General features: G+C 63.6%; 14 protein-coding genes. 3 read left to right on the top strand and 11 right to left on the bottom strand.

Features of this window, described 5'->3' with window-relative positions; genetic code table 11:
• Window positions 1-13 precede the first annotated feature (13 nt).
• From guaA to J8I29_RS26735, 7 genes are all read right to left on the bottom strand, one after another.
• On the bottom strand, window positions 14-1579 hold the full coding sequence (gene guaA / locus J8I29_RS26705) for a glutamine-hydrolyzing GMP synthase (RefSeq protein WP_209433988.1): 1566 nt from the start codon (window positions 1577-1579) through the stop codon (window positions 14-16).
• 132 nt (window positions 1580-1711) lie between these two features.
• A complete protein-coding gene (locus J8I29_RS26710; RefSeq protein WP_209433989.1) occupies window positions 1712-2065 on the bottom strand; it encodes a hypothetical protein in 354 nt (117 codons plus the stop codon).
• A complete protein-coding gene (locus J8I29_RS26715; protein WP_209433990.1) occupies window positions 2046-2336 on the bottom strand; it encodes a hypothetical protein in 291 nt (96 codons plus the stop codon). Before J8I29_RS26715 ends, J8I29_RS26710 begins: the two co-directional genes overlap by 20 nt.
• 98 nt (window positions 2337-2434) lie before the next feature.
• Entirely contained in the window at window positions 2435-3724 is a 1290-nt protein-coding gene (locus J8I29_RS26720) for an RsmB/NOP family class I SAM-dependent RNA methyltransferase (protein ID WP_209433991.1), read from the bottom strand.
• Between the two features lie 126 nt (window positions 3725-3850).
• The gene (guaB, locus tag J8I29_RS26725) at window positions 3851-5347 is read right to left on the bottom strand and encodes an IMP dehydrogenase (protein WP_105862989.1); all 1497 of its coding nucleotides are present in this window, start codon (window positions 5345-5347) and stop codon (window positions 3851-3853) included.
• Between the two features lie 399 nt (window positions 5348-5746).
• Window positions 5747-6964, bottom strand: a complete 1218-nt coding sequence (locus tag J8I29_RS26730) for an LL-diaminopimelate aminotransferase (protein ID WP_105862988.1) — start codon at window positions 6962-6964, stop codon at window positions 5747-5749.
• Window positions 6965-7100: 136 nt separating this feature from the next.
• Window positions 7101-7478 carry a hypothetical protein gene (locus J8I29_RS26735; protein ID WP_105862987.1) on the bottom strand — a complete coding sequence of 126 codons (378 nt, stop codon included), beginning with the start codon at window positions 7476-7478 and terminating at the stop codon, window positions 7101-7103.
• A gap of 164 nt (window positions 7479-7642) precedes the next feature.
• Here J8I29_RS26735 and phaC point away from each other — a divergent pair, with 164 nt between their 5' ends.
• The gene (gene phaC, locus J8I29_RS26740; RefSeq protein WP_209433992.1) at window positions 7643-9472 is read left to right on the top strand and encodes a class I poly(R)-hydroxyalkanoic acid synthase; all 1830 of its coding nucleotides are present in this window, start codon (window positions 7643-7645) and stop codon (window positions 9470-9472) included.
• 133 nt (window positions 9473-9605) lie between these two features.
• Window positions 9606-11270: an L-lactate permease gene (locus J8I29_RS26745; protein WP_209433993.1), complete on the top strand. Its 1665-nt coding sequence runs from the start codon at window positions 9606-9608 to the stop codon at window positions 11268-11270.
• Window positions 11271-11312: 42 nt separating this feature from the next.
• Here the strand turns inward: J8I29_RS26745 and J8I29_RS26750 are convergent, their stop codons facing one another.
• The 4 genes from J8I29_RS26750 to J8I29_RS26765 all read right to left on the bottom strand — a co-directional run bounded on the left by J8I29_RS26750 (window position 11313) and on the right by J8I29_RS26765 (window position 17621).
• Window positions 11313-12098: an inositol monophosphatase gene (locus J8I29_RS26750; protein ID WP_209433994.1), complete on the bottom strand. Its 786-nt coding sequence runs from the start codon at window positions 12096-12098 to the stop codon at window positions 11313-11315.
• A 226-nt stretch (window positions 12099-12324) separates the two neighbouring features.
• A protein-coding gene (prfB, locus tag J8I29_RS26755; RefSeq protein ID WP_105862983.1) for a peptide chain release factor 2 occupies window positions 12325-13456 on the bottom strand; the annotation gives its coding sequence in 2 pieces (ribosomal slippage) (window positions 12325-13386 and window positions 13388-13456; 1131 coding nt in all).
• Window positions 13457-13629: 173 nt separating this feature from the next.
• A complete protein-coding gene (locus J8I29_RS26760; RefSeq protein WP_105862982.1) occupies window positions 13630-16038 on the bottom strand; it encodes a penicillin-binding protein 1A in 2409 nt (802 codons plus the stop codon).
• 320 nt (window positions 16039-16358) lie between these two features.
• Entirely contained in the window at window positions 16359-17621 is a 1263-nt protein-coding gene (locus J8I29_RS26765) for an N-acetylmuramoyl-L-alanine amidase (protein WP_245197402.1), read from the bottom strand.
• A gap of 845 nt (window positions 17622-18466) precedes the next feature.
• Here J8I29_RS26765 and J8I29_RS26770 point away from each other — a divergent pair.
• A complete protein-coding gene (locus J8I29_RS26770) occupies window positions 18467-21157 on the top strand; it encodes a ribonuclease E/G (RefSeq protein WP_209433995.1) in 2691 nt (896 codons plus the stop codon).
• Window positions 21158-21380 lie beyond the last annotated feature (223 nt).

Consider the following 21380-nt stretch of genomic DNA (forward strand, 5'->3'; position numbering starts at 1 on the left):
CAGCCGCTTCCCCTCACTCCCACTCAATCGTGCCCGGGGGCTTCGACGTCACGTCGTAGACCACGCGGTTGATGCCCTTCACTTCGTTGATGATGCGGGTCGCCGCCCGGCCGAGGAAGTTCATGTCGAAGGGGAAGAAATCGGCGGTCATGCCGTCGACCGAGGTCACGGCGCGCAGGCCGCAGACGCTGTCATAGGTGCGGCCGTCGCCCATCACGCCGACAGTGCGCACCGGCAGCAGCACGGCGAAGGCCTGCCAGATCTTGTCGTAGAGGCCGGCCTTGCGGATCTCGTCGAGATAGATCGCGTCGGCCGCGCGCAGCGTGTCGAGTTTTTCCCGGGTGATCTCGCCGGGAATGCGGATGGCGAGGCCCGGCCCCGGGAAGGGATGGCGCGCGACGAAGGCTTCCGTCAGGCCGAGCTCGCGCCCGAGCGCCCTGACTTCGTCCTTGAAGAGCTCACGCAGCGGCTCCACCAGCTTCATGTTCATGCGCTCGGGCAGGCCGCCGACATTGTGGTGCGACTTGATCGTCACCGAGGGGCCGCCGGAGAAGGAGACGCTCTCGATCACGTCGGGATAGAGCGTGCCCTGGGCCAGGAACTCGGCCGGTCCTTCACCTTTTCCTGCGATCTTGCGGGCCTCCTCCTCGAACACCTCGATGAAGAGGCGGCCGATGGTCTTGCGCTTCACCTCCGGATCGGTGACGCCGGCAAGCTCGCCGAGGAAGCGCTCCGACGCATCCACATGCACCAGGGGAATGTTGTAGTGCTCGCGGAAGAGGCCGACGACCTGTTCGGCTTCCCCGGCCCGCATCAGGCCGTGGTCGACGAAGACGCAGGTGAGCTGGTCGCCGATCGCCTCGTGGATCAGCACGGCCGCCACGGAGGAATCGACGCCGCCCGACAGGCCGCAAAGCACCCTGCCCTTGCCGACCTGCAGCCTGATCTTCTCGATCATCTCGGCCCGATAGGCCGCCATGGTCCAGTCCGACTCGATGCCGACGATCTTCTGCACGAAGTTCTTCAGGAGCTTGCCGCCATCGGGCGTATGCACCACCTCCGGGTGGAACATGGTGGTGTAGTAACGCCGCTCCTCGTTCACCGCGATGGCGAAGGGGGCGTTCTCGGAGGTGCCAACCACCTTGAAACCGGCGGGCAGTTGGGTGACGCGGTCGCCATGGCTCATCCACACCGGATAGCGCTTGCCCGGCTCCCAGAAGCCTTCGAACAGCGGGCTCGCCTCCAGGATCTCGACATCGGCGCGGCCGAATTCGGCGGCATGGCCGCCCTCGACCTGACCGCCGAGCTGGGTCGCCAGAGTCTGCTGGCCATAGCAGATCGCCAGGATCGGCACGCCGGAATCGAACACCGCCTGCGGCGCGCGGGGGCTGCCCTCCGTCGTCACCGAGGCCGGCCCGCCGGAGAAGATCACACCCTTCGGCTTCAGCTTCTCGAAAGCCTCGGCGGCGCTCTGGAAGGGATGGATCTCGCAGTACACCCCGACTTCTCGCACGCGGCGTGCGATCAGCTGGGTGACTTGAGAACCGAAATCGATGATGAGGATGGCGCTGTGTGTCATGGCAGGGAGGTAGTCGACCGGAGCTTTCGATGCAACCGAGGGAATGACGTTTTATTGCGAATTCGCAAAATAATAGAGCTATCAAAGGCGAGTTTTATGCAAAATCGACAGTGAAGATGACTACCATGAGGCTCAGTCCGCGCGGACCTGCCTGGCACATCCCTTCGCTTCCAGGTTCTCGCGCGCCCAGCCTGCATACGCCTCCGGCTGCATGACCTTCACTTCGATGGTCATGGCCTCGAACCCCTTGCCGGAGGTTTTCGTGGCACCTCCCATAAAACGCCCCGGTCTCGAAGTGTCCAGCCTGGCCACGTTCAGCCGGCCGGGAATGCCGTCAACCTCGATCCCGAGAGCCGGAACGCTCCATTCGTGGATGACGTCCTCGGAAGTCACCATGACATCGACGCTCTGCCCGAGCGGCACCGCCAGCGGTCCCGTGACGATGCAGGCCCCGGCCTGTTTCTCCTCAGGGGGTCCGGTATTCATACTGCCAGGCAAACTGCCGCCCGGTCGCGGTGATCGAAAAATCGGCCGCTTCCGCCGTTTCCGAAGCATGAAGCAGTCGGAGGGCCTCCAGAAATTTCAACAACGGCAGAGCGCGGAATTCGCCTATGAGCTTCAACGTGGGCGTCTCACCCGCCGCAGCCGGTTCGTCTGCCTGCGCTTGCCCCCCGTTGCCCGCCCACGCGCTCTGTGCAGCGGCAAACCAAGCAGCGAGCACAAGACCCAGTAAAAAATGGCCAGCCCTGTTTGTCATGCCCACCGCTCCGCCAGTGCACTCACGCCATCTTACGGATCGCGACCAGTCGAACAAGGACGAGACGGTGCCGTGGCGCCCATCTCCCCACCGAGAGATCACTTCCGATGCAGCAGGGCGATGAAGAAGCCATCGGTGCTGGAGCGATGGGGCGAGAGCTGCAGGCCGGTGCCACCCGACGAACCGAAACGCGCGAAGGCCGAGAGCCCGGCGCCCTTGGCCAGTTCCGGCAAAGGCGCGGCAGTGAAATCGGCATGATCGGCCAGGAAGGCCTTCACCGAGGCATCGTTCTCCTCCGGCAGCACGGAGCAGGTAACGAAGACCAGGCGCCCACCCGGTTTCACCGCCCTGGCCCCTGCCCTCAGCACCGCGGCCTGGTCCTTCTGGCGGTCGGCCAGGCTCGAGGGGCGCATGCGCCATTTCGTATCCGGGTTGCGGCGCCAGGTACCGCTTCCCGAGCAGGGCGCATCCACCAGCACCAGATCCATGCGGCCATCGAGGTCGTCGATTGCCAGGCCTCCTCGCGGTGTGCGGACCTGGGCGTTGCGAACGCCCGCCCTGGTCAGCCGATCGTGGATCGGGGCCAGGCGGCGCTTGTCGCTGTCGGTGGCGAAGATCTGGCCCTTGTTCTCCATGGCCGCCGCGAATTCCAGCGTCTTGCCGCCGCCGCCGGCGCACAGATCGAGCACCTGCTCGCCCGGCTTGGCGGCCGCGACGAGGCCGGCCAATTGCGAACCTTCGTCCTGGATCTCGAACCAGCCCTTCTGGAAGCTCTCCTCGGCCTGGATGGCCGGGCTGCGGCCGTCAGGGCCGAGCGGCACGCGTACGCCCCAGCGCGACAGCGGTGTCGCACTGGCGTGGAGCGGCTCGAGTTCGGCGAGGAGCTTGTCGCGGGAAGCCTTCAACGTATTGACGCGCAGATCCACCGGCGCGCGCTCGGCCAAAGCCCGCCCCTCGGCAATGGCGTCCCCGCCGAAGGCCGCCTCGAAGGAAGACCACAGCCAGTTCGGAACATCCGCCTGGATATCGGGCGCCGCCTGCTCGAGCTTGCGTCCGGCCAAGGCCTTGCGCTCGTCCGCCGTCAGCGGCTCCGGTGCAAAGCGCTCGCCGGTGAACAGTGTGTCGAGCGTTTCGACCGTTTCGCCGCGCTGCAGGACCAGCATGCCGATCAGCGAGGCGCGCGGTGTCTCGCTGTCCATCAGCCAGCGTGCCGAAGCGCGGCGGCGCAGGGTGTCATAGACCAGTCCTGCCAGCGCCGCCCTATCGCCCGAACCGGCGAAGCGATGCGAGAGCCCCCAATCCTTGAGCGCATCGGCGGCGGGACGGCGGCGGGCTTCGATATCGGCCAGGATTTCGATGGCGGCGGACAGACGGGCGGAGGGGGTCAAGGATCACCTGGAGCGCGGACTCTTGCCCGCTCTTGGAAACGTGGCGTTTGTAAAAAACAAGAGGCGGACGTCGCCGCCACATTGAACGTGGTTCAATGTGGCTGTTGTCCACGCCCCCGGGAAGGATCAATTCCGTCCCGGATAGTTCGGGCTCTCGCGGGTGATGGTCACGTCATGGACATGGCTTTCGCGCAGGCCCGCATTGGAGATGCGCACGAACTTGGCGCGTTCCTGGAAATCGGTGATCGTCTCGGCGCCGACATAGCCCATCGAGGCGCGTAGGCCGCCGGCGAGCTGGTGCAGCACGGCCGAAACCGGCCCCTTATAGGCAACCTGACCCTCGATGCCCTCCGGCACCAGCTTCATCGAGTCCTTGATGTCGGCCTGAAAATAACGGTCGGCCGAGCCGGCAGACATGGCGCCGATCGAGCCCATGCCGCGATAGGATTTGTAGGAACGGCCCTGGTAGAGATAGACCTCGCCGGGGGTCTCGTCAGTGCCGGCCAGCATCGAGCCAACCATGGCGACGGAGGCGCCGGCGGCGATCGCCTTGGCAAAATCGCCCGAGGTCTTGATGCCGCCATCGGCGATGACAGGCACGTCGTGCTCGCGGGCTGCGTTGGCGGAGTCGATGATGGCGGTGAGCTGCGGCACGCCGACGCCCGCAACGATGCGGGTGGTGCAGATCGAGCCCGGGCCGATGCCGACCTTGATGGAATCGGCGCCTGCCCCGATCAGGGCCCGGGTCGCCTCGCCGGTGGCGACATTGCCGGCCACCACCTGCACGGAATTGGACTGGCGCTTGATACGCGAGACCGCATCCAGCACCTTCTGCGAGTGGCCATGGGCGGTATCGACCACGATCATGTCGACCCCGGCATCGATCAGCATTTCGGAGCGGGCATGACCGCCATCGCCGACGGTGGAGGCGGCGGCGACGCGCAGGCGCCCCTGCTCGTCCTTACAGGCATTGGGGTGGAGCGTGGCCTTCTCGATGTCCTTGACGGTCATCAACCCGACGCAGCGATAATCCTCATCGACCACCAACAGCTTCTCGATGCGATATTGGTGCAGCAGGCGCTTGGCCTCTTCCTGGGCCACGCCCGTCTTCACGGTGACCAGGCGCTCCTTGGTCATCAGTTCGGCCACCGGCTGGTCGAGCTTGTCGGCAAAGCGCACGTCGCGGTTGGTGAGGATGCCGACCAGGATGCCCGGCACGCCCGGTGCCGCGCCGGTGACGACCGGAATGCCGGAGATGCGATGGCGCTTCATCAGGGCGAGCGCATCGGCCAGCGTCGCCTCCGGCGGAATGGTGATCGGGTTCACCACCATGCCGCTCTCGAAACGCTTGACCTGGCGGACCTGCTCGGCCTGCTCTTCGGGGGTAAGATTGCGATGGATCACGCCGATGCCGCCATTCTGCGCCATGGCGATCGCCATGTTCGCCTCGGTGACGGTATCCATCGCCGAAGCCAGAAGCGGCAGGTTGACAGAGATGGAACGGGTGACGCGCGAACGGATGTCGGCCTGGGCCGGGAGCACCTCGGAGTGCCCGGGCGTCAGCAGCACATCGTCAAAGGTGAGCGCTTCAGGGAAAAGCGATGAATCAACGATGCGTGTCATTGCCAACTCTCAATCAGTAAAAGCGGAATCGATCCGGCTTCGGGGGGCTGGAATCCGTGCCGCCGGAGCTGGGTTGGCGCGATCGTTTACCATTTGAAATCGATGAGGGAAAGACAGGCAGTCGTCTTTTTACTGCCTGTCAGCCATGCATTTTTAGGTATCGTTGTGCCGGTCTTCAGACACTGAGCCATAAAACTCGACTTTTTGTCATTGCCGGGCTTCGTCCCGGCAATTCAGAGCCGTAATCTTAGGTGGTAGCGGTATCAGTGGCCCGGGATAAAACCCGGGCATGACAAAGAGAGGGCTCTTCGCTGCTCGGTTTGCCTTTATTGGGTCGGTCTCTTCGGAACGGCCTGGAATCTCACGCTCGGTCAGAAGACCGGCACACCAAAGCACCCGTCATGCCGATTTCGTCAGCGGCAGCACATTGTGCAAAGTCTGGTCGGCACCGTCCATGAATTTGCGGATGTTGCGCGCCGCCTGACGGATGCGCTGCTCGTTCTCAACGAAGGCAATGCGCACGAAATCGTCGCCATGCTCGCCAAAGCCGATTCCCGGCGCCACCGCGACGGACGCCTTCTCGATCAGCAGCTTGGAGAATTCCACCGAGCCCAGCTCCTTGAACTTGGGCGGGATCGGCGCCCATGCGAACATCGAGGCCGGCGGGATCGGCACGTCCCACCCGGCGCGGGCAAAGCTCTCGACCAGCGCGTCGCGGCGCTTGCGATAGGTCTCGCGCATCTCGGCGATGCAGTCCTCGGGTCCGTTCAGCGCCGCGGCGGCAGCGACCTGGATCGGGGTATAGGCGCCGTAATCGAGATAGGACTTCACGCGGGCGAGCGCGGCGCAGAGCCGCTCATTGCCCACCGCAAAGCCCATGCGCCAACCCGCCATCGAGAAGGTCTTGGACAGGGTGGTGAATTCGACGGCGACATCCATCGCCCCGGGAATCTGCAGCACGGACGGTGTCGGCTCCGAGCCGAAATAGATTTCCGAATAGGCAAGGTCCGAGAGCACGAACAAGTCGTTCGCCTTGGCGAAGGCGATCAGGTCCCGATAGAAATCAAGGCTGGCCACGCAGGCCGTCGGGTTGGCGGGATAGGAAACGATCACCGCGATGGGCTTGGGGATCGAATGCTTCACCGCCCGCTCGGCCGAGCGGAAGAAATCCTCGTTCGGCTCGGCCGGCACGGAACGGATGACGCCGCCCGCCATCAGGAAGCCGAAGGCGTGGATCGGGTAGGACGGATTGGGACACAGCACCACGTCGCCGGGCGCAGTGATGGCGGTCGCCATATTGGCGAAGCCTTCCTTGGAGCCGAGCGTGGCGACGACCTGCGTGTCTGGATTGAGTTTCACACCGAAGCGGCGGGCGTAATAATTGGCCTGAGCCTTGCGCAGGCCCGGAATGCCCTTGGACGCCGAATAGCGATTGGTGCGCGGCTTCTGGGCCGTCTCGATCAGCTTGTCGGTGATGAATTTCGGAGTGGGCAGGTCGGGATTGCCCATGCCCAGATCGATGATGTCTGCCCCCTGCCCGCGTGCTGCCGCCTTCACCCGGTTGACCTGCTCGAAGACATAGGGCGGCAAACGTCGGGTTGAGTAAAAGTCGGACATGACGGTGCTTTCGCGCGACGGCGCATTCAGGGTTGCGGGGACCGAACCTCTAAATCATTTCGATGAATGATGGCAAAAGAAATGCCAAAAATCTGCGCCCGCCCCGAAAAATCGATCTACGGCAACGCGATACCAATCATTGCGGCGGGAAGAAGCCGACATGCTTGCGCTGGGATGGCGGCACGCGCTTCTGGGCCACCTTGCGATTGGCTTGCGCACGCGCCTTGAGTTCCTCGGGACTCGGCTGCCGCCCTGGCGTCGCCAGCAGGCTGGCCTCCAGCGCCTTGCGCTCGCTCATGGAGAGAATCTGGTCGCTGCGCGGCGGCGGCAGAGCGCCGATCCGCGGATAGACATTGGGCTGACTCGCGCGGGATTGCGTCACGAAGGGTTGAGGTGTCGGCAAGGGACCCGATGTCAGCCCGAAGCGCTTGCTGGTCTGGCCGGAGCCTCCGGCACAGCTGGCAAGCCCGATGCCGGCCAATGCGGCGACGACGAGGAAGGAATGGATCCGCATGACGTTCTCGCAATTTCTCCCCCCTCTTATAGAGCGCCGGCCCATCGGCAAACAGGGAAAATCGATGAAATCGACGGCATGGTTCACAAAGCGATGCGAAGAAGCATTCACAGGAGGGAAAAACATGTTCTAATGAAGGGCCCTAAGAGCCAAGATCGGATGCGATGAAGAACGAAAAAAACTCCAACCCGCTTCTCTCGGCTGAGTCCCTGGCATCCTTCGGCCCGGTCGATATCGAGGCGCTCGCCCGCAATATGGGTCGCGCGGTGGAGGAAGGCGGCAAGGCTCTCGCGGCCTATCTGCGCCCGCGGGAGGATGGCAGGGTCAAGAGCGACATCAGCGAGGAAGTCGCCGACGCGGTCAATTCCATCGGTCACCTGGCCCAGTATTGGCTGTCCGATCCGCAGCGCGCCCTGCAGGCCCAGACCAGCCTCGCCAGCGGTTTCATGTCCCTCTGGGCCTCCTCGCTGCAGCGCATGGCCGGCGAGGACGCCAAGCCTGTGGCGGAACCCGACCCCAAGGATGCCCGCTTCCGGGATCCCGAATGGAGCCAGAACCAGTATTTCGACCTGCTCAAGCAGGCCTATCTGATCACCAGCCGCTGGGCGGAAAAGCTGGTGCACGATGCCGACGGACTCGAGCCTCGTATGCGCCACAAGGCCGATTTCTACGTGCGGCAGGTCTCGGCCGCGATTTCGCCGAGCAATTTCATCGCCACCAATCCTTCGCTCATTCGCGACACGCTGGCCGAGAATGGCGAAAATCTGGTGCGCGGCCTGGAGATGCTGAAGGAGGACATCGATGCCGGCGAAGGCGAGCTGAAGATCCGCCAGTCCGACACCTCGAAATTCGAGGTGGGCGTCAATCTCGCCACCACGCCGGGCAAGGTGGTGTTCCGCAACGCCACCATGGAGCTGCTGCAATATACACCGACGACGTCCAGCGTGCTGAAGCGGCCCATCCTGATCTGCCCGCCCTGGATCAACAAATTCTACGTGCTCGATCTGACGCCCGAAAAGAGCTTCATCAAATGGTGCGTCGACCAGGGCCTGACCGTCTTCGTCATCTCCTGGGTCAACCCGGACGAGAAGCAGCGCAACAAGGGCTTCTTCGAATATATGAAGGAAGGCCCGATCGCGGCGCTCGACGAAATCGGCAAGATCACCGGCGAGAAGGAAGTCTCCGCCATCGGCTATTGCGTCGGCGGCACGCTGCTCGCGGTAACGCTGGCCTGGCTGGCCGCCAAGGGCGACACGCGCATCACCTCGGCCACCCTGTTCGCCACGCAGGTCGATTTCGAGAAGGCCGGCGATCTCAAGGTCTTCGCCGACGAGGATCATATCCAGTGGATCGAGAAGATGATGGCCGAGCACGGCTATTTTCCCGGTTCCAAGATGGCCGCCGCCTTCAACATGCTGCGCAGCCAGGAATTGATCTGGCCCTATCTCGTCAACAATTACATGCGCGGCAAGCAGCCCACGCCCTTCGACCTGCTCTATTGGAATGCGGATGCCACCCGCATGCCCGAGAAGAACCACTCGTTCTATCTGCGCAACTGTTATCTGGAGAACAATCTCACGCGCGGTCAGATGGTGGTCGGCGACGAGACCCTCGATCTGAAGAAGGTGACGATCCCGATCTATGAACTGGCGACGCGCGAGGACCACATCGCCCCGCCCAATTCCGTCTTCACTGGAGCCCAGGCCTTTGGGGGGCCGGTGCGCTATGTCCTGTCCGGCTCCGGGCACATTGCCGGCGTGGTAAATCCACCTGCCCGCAAGAAGTATCAATATTGGCTCGGCGGCCCTCCGACGGGCCGCTATGAGGACTGGCTGGAGGCTGCCACCGAACATCCCGGCTCCTGGTGGCCGGACTGGCTGACCTGGCTCAAGAAGCAGGCGCCGGAGGAGGTCCCCGCCGACAAGCGCAAACCCGGCGGGCGCCGCAAGCCCCTCGGCGACGCACCGGGCAGCTATGTGCGCGTGAAGTCTTAGGACTGAACGGCCGCACGGCCCTGCGTAGATGGGCAGGGCCGCATCCGAGCACCTATCTTGATTTTCCGGTCAAATCGGCCGAACTTCCGCGTGGCATACCCAACGATAAAAGTCGTCATCGGGAAGCCATCACATGTGGAACCAGACTTACAACCCTCTCGACAACGAAGTACTGTCCACCATCGCAGCCGCCATCCCTGCGGTAACTTTGCTAGTTCTGATCGCGAGCGGCAAGGTCAAGGCTCATATCGCGGCGGTGATCGCGCTCATCGTCGCAAATCTCATCACGATATTCATCTTTACCATGCCCGCGGGCCTGTCGATCCGGGCGTCCCTGCTCGGCGTCGTCACCGGTTTCTTCCCGATCGGCTGGATCGTTCTCAACGTGATCTATCTTTACCGCATCACCGTCGAGAGCGGCCGCTTCGAATTGCTGCAACGGGCGATCGGCGGCGTCACCGAAGACAGGCGCCTGCAATTGCTGCTGATCGCCTTCTCCTTCGGCGCCTTTTTTGAAGGAGCTTCCGGCTTCGGCACGCCCGTCGCCATCACCGGAGCGATCCTGATCGGCCTCGGCTTCTCGCCACTCGCGGCTTCCGGCCTTTCTCTGATCGCCAACACCGCACCGGTCGCCTATGGCGCCCTGGGCACGCCGATCCAGGGCCTTGCGTCGGTGACCGGGCTCGATCCCTATGTGCTCGGGGCCATGGTCGGCCGGCAATTGCCGCTGTTTTCGTTGATCGTCCCTTTCTGGGTGATCGGCGCCTTCGCGGGCTGGCGCGGCATGATCGGGGTGTGGCCCGCTATCCTGGTCACGGGCATCTCTTTCGCCGTGCCGCAATTCCTGATTTCCAACTATATCAATCCCTGGATCGTCGATATCGGGGCTTCGCTCGTTTCGATGGGCTCGCTGATCCTCTTCCTGAAGATCTGGCAGCCGAGGGAGCTGTGGCTGTCGCCGGCGCTGCGCAGCAACGATCCGTCGGCGAGCCTTGCAAAGGCCCGTACGGAGGCCGATCGCAAGCCCTTGACGCAGGCCCAGCTCTGGGGCGCCCTGCTTCCCTGGATCCTGGTGTGCATCTTCATGCTGGTCTGGGGCACCGGCGCCTTCAAGACCTGGGCCAACGCCATCTTCTCCTGGAATTACCAGGTGCCGGAGCTGCACAACCAGATCAACAAGGTCGCCCCCGTAGTGGCCAAGCCCACGCCCGAAAGCGCGGTGTTCGCCTTCACCTATCTCTCCTTCACCGGCACGGGCATGCTGCTGGCCGCCATCGTGTCCGGCCTGCTGATGGGGTTCTCGCCCGCCCGGCTGATCGTCGAATATGGCCGTACCATCAAGGTGTGCTCGATCTCGCTGATCACCATCTCGGCCATGCTCGCCATCGGCACGCTGACGCGCCTGTCCGGCGTCGACGCCACCCTCGGCCTCGCCTTCGCGGCCACAGGCGTGTTCTATCCCTTCTTCGGAACGCTGCTCGGCTGGCTCGGGGTGGCGCTGACAGGATCGGACACCTCCTCCAACGTACTGTTCGGCAATCTGCAGAAGATCACCTCGCAGCAATTGGGCCTGTCACCCGTGCTGATGGCCGCCGCCAACTCCTCCGGCGGCGTCATGGGCAAGATGATCGATGCGCAGTCGATCGTCGTGGCCTCAACTGCCACCAACTGGTACGGCCATGAAGGCACGATCCTGCGCTATGTATTCCTGCACTCGATCATCCTGGCCTGCCTGGTCGGCCTTTTCGTGACCCTGCAGGCCTATGTCTATCCCTTCACCGCCATGGTGCTCGGGTAACATTCGGTCCAGGCCGCAGCAGCAAGCGGCCTGGATCTGCCTTCAACCAAGCACTTGCGCGAGAGCCGGATAGATCGCCGGCCCTCCCGCGATGATGGCATTGCCCTTCACCAGGCCGTCATCCACGAGGAAATCATTGGTCTGGCCGCCGGCCGCACGGATGATGGCGATGGCGCCGAGGCAATCCCAGGAATTGATGTGGGATTCGACATAGCCGAGCAGGCGCCCGCAGGCCACGTAGCACAGGCACAGCGCGCCCGAACCGTTGCGCTGGTACATGCCACCGGCCTCAAGCAGCCGCGCCAGCACCGCCAGCACCTCGCTGGGCTCGATGCGGTTGTTGTAGCCCACACTGACCACGCCATCGCTGAGCGCGCTGCCCTTGTGAGGGGCGATCGGCCTGCCGTTGAGCGTGGCCGGTGCCATCAATCCGCCGGCGAAAAGCTCGTCGTCCTTGGGCGCATAGACGAGACCGAATTGCAGCTCGCCATCATAGACGAACGCAATCGACACGCACCAGCACGACATGCCGCTCAGGAAGGGCTGGGTGCCGTCGATAGGATCGACGACCCAGATGCCGCGCTTGTCGCCGATGCCGCTCGGCCCGGTCTCCTCGCCGAAAAAACCATCGTCGGCATAGGATTCGGCGATGCGTTTCTTGATCAGCAGTTCGGTTTGCAAATCGGCTTCGCTGACGACATCCTGCAAGCCTTTGCTCTTCACCGTCAGGCTGTCCAGCTCGTTGAAATAGCCGAGCGCCAGGGCACCGGCCTCCTTGATCAGGCCGTGAGCGAAGGAATAGCGCTGATAGATCGGATCCGAACTCATTGGCAACATGCTCATGTCAAAAGGAAAAGCCGGGGCGGCCCCTAATGCGGTTCACTTAAGCAGGAACCGCTCCGAATTTGTCATAGCCGGGCTTGACCCGGCTACCCAGAAGCCGCACGGACGAACCGTCGGGGAGCTGGATTGCCGGGTCAAGCCCGGCAATGACAAAGGTCGAGCACCCCGAAACGCTTAAGTGAACCGCATTAGGGGCGGCCCCGGCTTTCCGCTAGTCGATGTCCTCGACCGCATCGGGCCCGCCGCCATAGACGCGCTGGGCCAGGGCGGCCTTCATGAAGTCGTCGAGGTCGCCATCCAGCACATCGCCGGGCGTGCCCGACGTGTAGCCGGTGCGGGTGTCCTTCACCATCTGATAGGGCTGCAGGACATAGGAACGGATCTGGTGGCCCCAGCCGATATCGGTCTTGCCGGCATGGGTCGCCATCGCCGCTTCTTCGCGCTTCTTGAGCTCCGCCTCGTAGAGGCGGGCCTTCAGCATGGCCCAGGCCGTGGCACGGTTCTTGTGCTGAGAGCGGTCCTGCTGGCACGCCACCACGATGCCCGAGGGCATATGGGTGATACGCACGGCCGAATCCGTCCGGTTGACGTGCTGGCCGCCGGCGCCGGAAGCGCGGTAGGTATCGATACGGCAATCGGATTCATTGATCTCGATGTTGATCGAGTCGTCGATCACCGGATAGACCCAGACGCTGGCGAAAGAGGTGTGCCGGCGGGCGTTGGAATCATAGGGCGAGATGCGCACGAGGCGGTGCACGCCCGATTCTACCTTGGCCCAGCCATAGGCCTTGTTGCCTTTGAGCAGGATGGTAGCCGACTTGATGCCGGCGGTTTCGCCGTCCGTGAAATCGATCAGCTCGACTTTGAAACGGTGCCGCTCGCCCCAGCGCGTATACATGCGCAGCAGCATATTGGCCCAGTCCTGGCTCTCGGTGCCGCCGGCACCGGAGTTGATTTCGATATAGGTGTCGTTGTTGTCGGCCTCGCCGGAGAACAACGCCTCGAACTGTCGTTCGACGACCTCGTCCTTGAGCCGGGCCAAGGCGCCTTGCGCCTCGTCGACGATCGACTCATCGCCATCGGCCTCGCCGAGTTCGGCGAGCTCGAGGGTCTCCTCCAGGTCCTTTTCGATACGCACGAGCGAGGACAGCCGATCGTCGAGATCGGTGCGCTCACGCATCAGCTTCTGGGCCTTCTCGGCATCGTTCCAGAAGTCGGGCTGTTCGGAGAGGTGGTTCAGTTCTTGCAGGCGGGCGTAGGAAGTATCCCAGTCAAAGATGCCTCCTCAGCAGTCCCGCAGACTGCTTGATGTCGTCCGCCAGGGACAGGATTTCAGCGCGCATGAATGAATCGCCCGTTCGAGGTTGACCAGAGCATCTTCAAGGAAGCCGATAGGCTTCCCGGTCAAGAAAATGCGTCAAAACAATAAGTTAGAGAAAAGGCGCGATTCGAAGAAACCGCACTTTGCTCTTGCCGGGCTTCATATAGGCAAGCCGGCCGGCCAGGGGAAGGACAATCAGTAGAGATCACCCGTTCCCATGGAGACGGGGCCGCCACCGCCGCCCCCTTCGGAGCCGCCGCCGGAACCGATGACGGTGTAGTTGTCGGGCGGTGCCGTGCCAGGCTTGAAGGCTTCCAGAATGGCGCCGCTGCCCTCCGAACGCATGCCGGTCTTGCGGTCGATACGGATCAGCTTGATGCCAGGCGGAACGCGGAACGGCACCGGCGCCTTATCGGCCAGGGCCGTCTTCATGAAAGTGCCGAAGATCGGCGCCGCCAGGCTGCCGCCCGTGACCTTGTTGCCGATGTGGCGCGGTGTGTCGTAGCCGACATAGAGGCCGCAGACGAGATCGGGCGAATAGCCGATGAACCAGGCGTCCTTCTCGTCGCTGGTGGTGCCGGTCTTGCCGGCGATCGGGCGGTTGAGCGAGCGCAGGGTCTGGGCCGAACCGTGCTGGATCACGCCCTCGAGCATGGAGGTGACCTGATAGGCCGTCATCGGGTCGAGAACCTGCTCGCGCGGGTCGAGCAGGCGCGGTTCGTCCTGGCTGTTCCAGTCATCGGCATTGCAGCCTTGGCAGATCCGCTCGTCATGCTTGTAGATGGTCTTGCCCCAGCGGTCCTGGATGCGGTCGATCAAGGTCGGCTTGATCAGGCGTCCGCCGTTTTCCAGCATGCCGTAACCGGCGACCATGCGCATCACGGTGGTGGTGCCGGCACCGAGCGCGCCCGAGAGATAGGAGGGCAGATCATCGTAAACGCCGAAACGACGGGCATATTCCGCGATCAGCGGCATGCCCACGTCCTGGGCGAGCCGCACCGTCATGACGTTACGCGAATATTCGATGCCGAAACGCAGCGTCTGCGGGCCGTAGAACTTGTTGGAGTAGTTGGCCGGCCGCCAGGTCTCGCCATTGCCCTGGTTGATCTCGATCGGCGCGTCCATGACCACGGAGGCCGGCGTATAGCCATTGTCGATGGCGGTGGCGTAGACGAAAGGCTTGAAGGAGGAGCCGGGCTGGCGCTGCGCCTGGGTCGCGCGGTTGAACTCACTCTGGTCGAATGAGAAACCTCCCACCATGGCGAGCACGCGGCCCGTATAGGGATCCATTACCACCATGGCGCCGGAGATTTCGGGGATCTGCCGCAGGCGGTAGGTGCCATCGGTTTTGGGCTCGACATAGATGATGTCGCCGACCTTCAGGATCTGGCTGACCTTGCCGACCCGGCTGCGCGCCCATTTCACACCGTCCAGATTGATGGTGCCGGTCGGGCGTTCGGTTGAAATCGAGCCGAACCGGTCCAGCGGGGGCTGCAGTCCGATGCGGGCGGAGTTGTCGCTCGAATCGAGCACGATGGCGAGCTGCCAGGGCTTGATGTCGCTCAGGCGTTTCTCCGCGCCGAGAGTCAGGCCCCAATCCTCACCGAGATCGACATTCTTGACCGGCCCGCGGAAACCACCGCGCTCGTCAAAACGCACGAGTCCCTGTACCATGGCATCGCGCGCCAGGCGCTGGAGCTTGGGATCGAGCGTGGTGCGCACGGACAGGCCGCCCTCATAGAGCTTGTCCTCGCCATAGCGCTCGGCGATCTCGCGCCGGACTTCCTCCGTGAAATAATTGGCCGCGTAGCTCTGGGCGCCTTCGAAGGAACGCGGCGTCACGGCCAGAGGCTCGGCCTGGGCCTTTCTCCCCTCCTCCTTGGAGATGTAGCCATTGGAGACCATCTGGTCGATCACCCAATTGCGTCGACCGACGGCCGCATCGTGATTGCGGATCGGATTGTAGTTGTTGGGGCCCTTCGGCAGGGCGGCGAGATAGGCAACCTGGGCGACGCCGAGCTCGTCGACAGACTTGCCGAAATAATTCAGGGCAGCGGCGGCCACGCCGTAATTGCCCATGCCCAGATAGATCTCGTTCAGATAGAGCTCGAGGATCTTATCCTTCGAATAGGTCTGCTCCATCCGCAGGGCCAGGATGGCTTCCTTGATCTTGCGCACGATGTTCTGGTCGGGCGCGAGGAAGAAATTCTTGGCGACCTGCTGCGTGATGGTCGATGCGCCCTGCTGGCGGCGGCCCTTATGCGTGACATTGGCGATCAGTGCGCGCAGCACGCCCTTGGGATCGATGCCGACATGATTGTAGAAATCATTGTCTTCCGCCGACATGAAGGCGTGGATCAGGAGCGGCGGCATCACTTCGATCGGCAGATAGAGGCGACGCTGGCGGGCATATTCGGCCAGAAGCGCGCCGTCGCCCGCATGCACGCGCGTCATCACCGGTGGTTCGTAGTCCTTGAGCGCTGCGGTATCGGGCAGGTCGCGCGTGTTGGCCCAGACATAAAGGGCCAGGAACGATCCCCCGACAAGGAACAACATCGATGCCGTTGTGAACAAAAATCCAAGGAACCGAACGAAAAGTCTCATCACAACGCTTTCATCGGCAATATCTTCCCCGCCCTGCCGTCGCTAGGTGTGGGCCGAAGCCGTTCGTTTTCATGCCGGCAGCCCCGGCTCGTTTCGTTGACATCTAACATGCCGGGCCGGCCGAACCCAAGGGCGGCAACTGCACCTCGACGCTTTTGCAGGGCTTTTGTGGAGAAACTGCGGCTCCCCGGCAACATGCCTGTGCATGACGCCTGCAGGCGCGCCTTTCGAGAGAGCCGCGGCATGCAGGCGTTCTCCTGTCTCCGGAGCTCGTTTCGATGCCTCTTTGCGAAATCGGGCGAGGCCGGGAGCGAGAGGCCTCAGGGGGTTGCCGGCACCGAACCGCTGGCTGCCGCGGGCTGGTTGGCGCGGCGCTGCTGGAAGAAAGCGTCGATCGCCGTCACCACCGCATCGGAGGCGCGGTTGCGCCAGTCGTCCGACGTCAGCAGCTTCACGTCGTCCCGGCTCGATAGATAACCGAGTTCCAGCAGCACCGAGGGAATGTCGGGTGCGGTCAGCACCTTGAAGCCGGCCGAACGATGCGGGTTCTTGTTGAGCGTGGCAGCGGCCTGGAACTGGTCGATGAGAACCTTGGCGAAACCGTTGGAGAAGGATTTGGTTTCGCGCCGCGTGAGGTCGATCAGGATATCGGCGACATCACCGGGCTCCGAGGCCAGGTCCACGCCCGCGATCGCGTCCGCCTTGTTCTCCTGCTCGGCATAACGAGCCGATTCGGCATCCGAAGCCCGGTCCGAGAGCGTGTAGATCGTCGCTCCCCTCACGCCGAACGGATCGTGCAGCGTATCGGCATGCACCGAGATGAACAGCGAGGCGCGGTTTGCGCGCGCGAACTGCACGCGACCGGCCAAGGAGATGAAAGTATCGCCGTCACGGGTCAGCACGGCCCGGTAGCGCCCCGTCTCGTTGATCTTGTCGGCGAGCCGCTTGGCGAATTCGAGCACGATGGTCTTTTCCTGCTCGCCGGATTTGGAGGTTGCGCCCATGTCAATGCCGCCATGGCCGGGATCGACCACGACCACCGGTCGTCCGGGCTGGCTTTCCGGCAGAAGCGGCGGCGAGGACGGCGGCGGCTGCGGGTGCGCGCTCATGTCCGAACTCTTCTGGCTCGCGGCGGTGCGCATGAAGGCAGCCCTGTCCGTCTTGACGAGATCGATCACCAGCCGCGCCGGTTGATCGTCCAGCGCATCCAGAAGGAAGGATTTGTCCACCGCTACCGGCTCAGTCAGGTCCAGGACGATGCGAGACTTGCCGGGCGCGATCAGGCCAAACCGATAGGCGCTCACCACGCCGCGCCCGTGCTTGCCGGTCTCCGGCGGCATGCCGAATTCTATTTGCGGCAGGTCGACCACGACGCGATAGGGATCAGGCAGCACGAAGACGCGAAAATTCAGGTCGCTCACGGAACCGTGAAGATCAACGATCAGGCGCGTTCGCCTGTCGTCGCCCGCCAGCCTTGCGTCACTGGCCGTCAGGGTGGACGGCGCCATTGTCGCGGGGGGCTGCGTCTCCACGGGGTCGGCCGTAACCGGAGGGGCGACGGGGCCCTGGGCGGCACGGGCCATCTGCGCCTGCCCTATCCCCAACAAGACCAGCATGCCTATCGCGGCGAGCCTCATTCCGCCCATCATCTCCAATTATTCCGTCGAACGCCCCCGTCGCACATATCCGTGCCGAAGCGTTGCAATTCCGCGCGGGGATTGCCGGCACGTCCCGACGGTTGCAATGCAGGGACCGGCGCGAAACCCGATCCTGCCAATATCCGCTTGGAAGTGGCGAAACAATGATGAAGGCTCCGAAGGGTGTCTCCGGCGTTAACACAGGCCAGACATTGTCCGTGTCCTTCCTGCAACAGCCAACGGAAATCCTTGCCAAATCGAACAAGAACTCGATAAAACAAATTCGCTCTCGAATGGTTCTCCGACCATGCCGAATTCGAGCATCAGAATGGTCCCTGCAGACCGGTTGCGCCGTGAAAGCGTGACGATCGTATGCGGTGCCGGCCAAGCCGAGGTTATCCGGCTGCTGATGTGTCCTTAGAGGATAAGGAGAATCACGGGTGGCGTGCGGATCGCCAGCGATCCGGATTGGCGCGAGCGCCAGTCGGACATTCCGTCCCGCCCATCGACCGAGAGCGCCGTCGCGGGATTCGTCCCGAGACCCGAACCCGGTGATGGAGCGATGCAAATAACAGCATCCCCCGGACGTCGAGAAGTGAAGCAGCGTGCACTCCCCGAGCGGTTTGCACGAACACTGCCGCTTTCGGCTTCGGGACATACCATTCGCCCCTCATCGAGCCTTGTCCCAGCCAACAGAGCAAGCGCCTGCCGCATCGGCAGGGCTGTATCGGTGTTCGTCGCCTGCAGCCCCGCGCATGACCCCGGCCGCGCTTGCCAGAGAGAAAATAATAATGGCCAACAAAATGTTGATCGATGCCGCCCACCCGGAGGAAACCCGGGTCGTGGTGGTCCGCGGCAATCGCGTCGAGGAGTTTGACTTCGAGGCAGCCAATCGCAAGCAGCTGCGCGGCAATATCTATCTCGCCAAGGTCACCCGAGTCGAACCGTCTCTTCAGGCGGCCTTCGTGGAATATGGCGGCAATCGCCACGGCTTCCTCGCCTTTTCGGAAATCCACCCTGACTACTATCAGATCCCCGTCGCCGATCGCCTGGCCTTGCTGGCCGAGGAGCAGCGCTCGCATCGCGACGAGGAAGACGACGAGGAAAACGGCAACGCCAATGGCGCGAGCGAGGGTCGCCGGGGCGGCTCGCGCCGTCGTCGCGGCCGCGGGCAGAACCGCACCGAGGCTGCGGAAGCCGAAACGGCCGCTGTCGTCGCTTCGGCTCCCGAACCTGAAGCAACCGATGACAGCGCCGGTGAGGAAGGCGGCTCCGGCGGCATCGTCGAGGTCGGCTCCGGTTCCGACGAGGAGCATGTCGAGGCACTCGGCGGCGGCGATGTCGCCGACGACATCCCAGAGCGCGTCGCCCGCCCGCGCAAGCAGTACAAGATCCAGGAAGTGATCAAGCGCCGCCAGGTGCTGCTGGTTCAGGTCGTCAAGGAAGAGCGCGGCAACAAGGGCGCGGCCCTGACCACCTATCTGTCGCTGGCCGGTCGTTATTCGGTGCTGATGCCCAACACCGCCCGGGGCGGCGGCATTTCCCGCAAGATCACCAATGCCGTCGACCGCAAGCGTCTCAAGGCCGTGGCCGGCGAACTCGACGTGCCGGACGGCATGGGCGTGATCCTGCGCACGGCCGGTGCTTCGCGCACCAAGGTCGAGATCAAGCGCGACTTCGAATATCTGCTGCGCCTGTGGGAGAACGTGCGCGATCTCACCCTGAAATCCGCGGCTCCGACGCTCGTCTATGAAGAAGGCTCGCTGATCAAGCGCTCGATCCGCGACCTCTACAACAAGGACATCGACGAGGTGATCGTCGCCGGCGACGAGGGTTATCGCGAGGCCAAGGACTTCATGCGCATGCTCATGCCGAGCCATGCCAAGAACGTCCAGGCCTATCGCGAGGCGGCTCCGCTGTTCCAGCGCTTCGGCGTGGAAGCCCAACTCGACGCGATGTTCTCGCCCTCGGTCAGCCTGAAATCAGGCGGCTATATCGTCATCAATCAGACCGAGGCGCTGGTTTCGATCGACGTCAACTCCGGCCGCGCCACGCGCGAGCACAACATCGAGGACACTGCCCTCAAGACCAATCTCGAGGCTGCGGAGGAAATCTCCCGCCAGTTGCGCCTGCGCGACCTTGCCGGCCTGATCGTCATCGATTTCATCGATATGGACGAGAGCCGCAACAACCGCTCGGTCGAGCGCAAGCTCAAGGATTGCCTGAAGAACGACAGGGCGCGTATCCAGGTCGGCCGCATCTCGCATTTCGGCCTGATGGAGATGTCGCGCCAGCGCATCCGCACCGGCGTGCTGGAATCCTCCACCGAGGTGTGCGCCCATTGCGGCGGCAGCGGCCATGTCCGTTCCGTCACCTCCGTGGCCCTGCATATCCTGCGCGCCCTCGAGGACCAGCTTCTCAAGAGCGCCACGCATAATCTGGTGCTGCGCACCCGGACGGCCACCGCGCTCTATGTGCTCAACCACAAGCGCGGCCATCTCTATGCGCTGGAAGCCCGGTTCGGCGTTTCCATCACCGTGAGCGCCGACGAGACCATCGTGGGTAGCCAGAACTACCTGATCGAACGCGGCGATATCGCGACACCGCAGGAACCGCGCCCGGTGGCGACCACCGTCCAGGTCGACTCCTTCCCGCCGGCCGAAGAAGTGGCCGAGGTCGAGACCGACGTCGAGGAAGAGGAAGAAAAGGAAATCGAGGGTGGCCGCAAGTCGCGCCATCAAGCCGCGGATGGCGAAGCCGAAACCGGGGAAGGCGGCCGCAAACGCCGCCGTCGCCGTCGTCGTCGCCGGGGCAATGGCCCGGGTGGCGAAGCCGATGCGCAGAACGCCGCAGCCAATGAAAACGAAGGTGACAGCGAAGGTGAAGGCGAGGATGCCGCGCCCGCCGCCGAGCAGGCTGCAGCCGAGCCGTCCACGGCCGAGGATGTGACACCGCCTGCGGTCGCCGAAGCCGTCGCCGCGAGCGAGGACGAAGGCGCGGATGCCGGCAAGCGTCGCCGCCGCGGGCGTCGTGGCGGCCGCCGCGAGGCCGAAGCCGAAACGCCGGCGGTTGCGGCTTCCGCCCCCGCAACCGCCCCGATCGAGACCGCTGCGGCGGAAGCTGCCGAAGTAGCGGCTGTCGCCGAGGCCGTCCCCGAGATAGCCGCGGAAGAAAAGCCGAAGCCCAAGCGCCGCGGACGCAAGCAGGTGGCGATCAAGACAGAAGCGGAGAGCGAGCCCACGCCGGCCCCTGCCCCGGAAGCCGAACCGGTCCAAGCCGAGACGGTCCAAGCTGAGACGGTCCAGGCCGAGCAGCCTCCGGCACCGGCTCCCGCCGCCGAGTCGGAACCCGAGCCGGGTCAGGAAGCTGTGGCATCCGCCACGGTGCGCGAAGTCGTGGTGTCCAACCCCTCGGCCTATGTCTATGTCGACGCCGTCGATCCAGCCAAGCCGAAGAAGGCCGGATGGTGGTCCAAGAAATGATGTGATCCACTCGAGCAAAGGGCGTTCGCGGTTGAACGCTCCCTTGCTAAAGTTCTTCTTTCCAGATCAATCGCCGCCCAGGGGCGGCTCATGCGTCTTGCGTTTCGAGACGCTTCGGGATCTTGAAGACGCCGTGCTGATCGTCAGTGCGGCGTTTTCTCATGCAGGCTCATGCGCCGGGAGCCGCGCCTTTGCCCCTCGGCGTTTCTCTCCACCGCACGAC

The sequence above is a fragment of the Labrys sp. LIt4 genome, from assembly GCF_017813775.1.
Taxonomy (GTDB): Bacteria; Pseudomonadota; Alphaproteobacteria; order Rhizobiales; family Labraceae; genus Labrys; species Labrys okinawensis_A.

Coding starts and splice junctions, on each gene's coding strand:
- J8I29_RS26770 (WP_209433995.1), top strand. CDS start 18,467: ATGGCCAACAAAATGTTGATCGATGCCGCCCACCCGGAGGAAACCCGG.
- J8I29_RS26765 (WP_245197402.1), bottom strand. CDS start 17,621: ATGGCCCGTGCCGCCCAGGGCCCCGTCGCCCCTCCGGTTACGGCCGAC.
- J8I29_RS26735 (WP_105862987.1), bottom strand. CDS start 7,478: ATGCGGATCCATTCCTTCCTCGTCGTCGCCGCATTGGCCGGCATCGGG.
- J8I29_RS26710 (WP_209433989.1), bottom strand. CDS start 2,065: ATGAATACCGGACCCCCTGAGGAGAAACAGGCCGGGGCCTGCATCGTC.
- guaA (WP_209433988.1), bottom strand. CDS start 1,579: ATGACACACAGCGCCATCCTCATCATCGATTTCGGTTCTCAAGTCACC.
- phaC (WP_209433992.1), top strand. CDS start 7,643: ATGAAGAACGAAAAAAACTCCAACCCGCTTCTCTCGGCTGAGTCCCTG.
- guaB (WP_105862989.1), bottom strand. CDS start 5,347: ATGACACGCATCGTTGATTCATCGCTTTTCCCTGAAGCGCTCACCTTT.
- J8I29_RS26745 (WP_209433993.1), top strand. CDS start 9,606: ATGTGGAACCAGACTTACAACCCTCTCGACAACGAAGTACTGTCCACC.
- J8I29_RS26730 (WP_105862988.1), bottom strand. CDS start 6,964: ATGTCCGACTTTTACTCAACCCGACGTTTGCCGCCCTATGTCTTCGAG.
- J8I29_RS26750 (WP_209433994.1), bottom strand. CDS start 12,098: ATGAGTTCGGATCCGATCTATCAGCGCTATTCCTTCGCTCACGGCCTG.
- J8I29_RS26715 (WP_209433990.1), bottom strand. CDS start 2,336: ATGACAAACAGGGCTGGCCATTTTTTACTGGGTCTTGTGCTCGCTGCT.
- J8I29_RS26760 (WP_105862982.1), bottom strand. CDS start 16,038: ATGAGACTTTTCGTTCGGTTCCTTGGATTTTTGTTCACAACGGCATCG.